General features: G+C 41.7%; 1 pseudogene. It reads right to left on the bottom strand.

The features are described from left to right. Positions 1 to 552: pseudogene (locus BCI01S_RS25720) on the bottom strand (hypothetical protein); the annotation flags it as partial.

Genomic DNA, 552 nt, shown 5'->3' on the forward strand with positions numbered 1-552 from the left:
GTTTTACTACTTCCGGCGGCATTTTCGGATTGTTAATAATCGTCTCTTTTACCGTTTGGATTGCTTTTTGTAGATTAGGGTCTTGTTTTATTTGGTCTTTCGTTTGAGTTAATTGATCCTGCACGGCTTTGCTTTGCTCTGTTGCTATTGGTTTGAATTGTTGGGCCGTTACTTCTTGTTCTGCTTTTGTGAGTGCTTGTACTAATTTCTCGCGCCCAGCACTTTCTTGGCCTAAACGGAGGCTTATTGTCGCTTCTCTTACCGCCTGTTCTACCTGTTTTACTACTTCTGGCGGCATTTTTGGATTATTGACAATTGTTTCTTTTACTGTTTGGATTGCCTTTTGTAGATTAGGCTCTTGTTTTATTTGGTCTTTCGTTTGAGTCAATTGGTCTTGTACGGCTTTGCTTTGCTCTGTTGCTATTGGTTTGGATTGTTGGGCCGTTACTTCTTGTTCTGCTTTTGTGAGTGCTTGTACTAATTTCTCGCGGCCAGCACTTTCTTGGCCTAAACGCTGGCTTATTGTCGCTTCTCTTACTGCCTGTTCTACTT

It is taken from the genome of Niallia circulans NBRC 13626 (assembly GCF_001591585.1).
Classification (GTDB): Bacteria; Bacillota; Bacilli; order Bacillales; family Cytobacillaceae; genus Niallia; species Niallia circulans.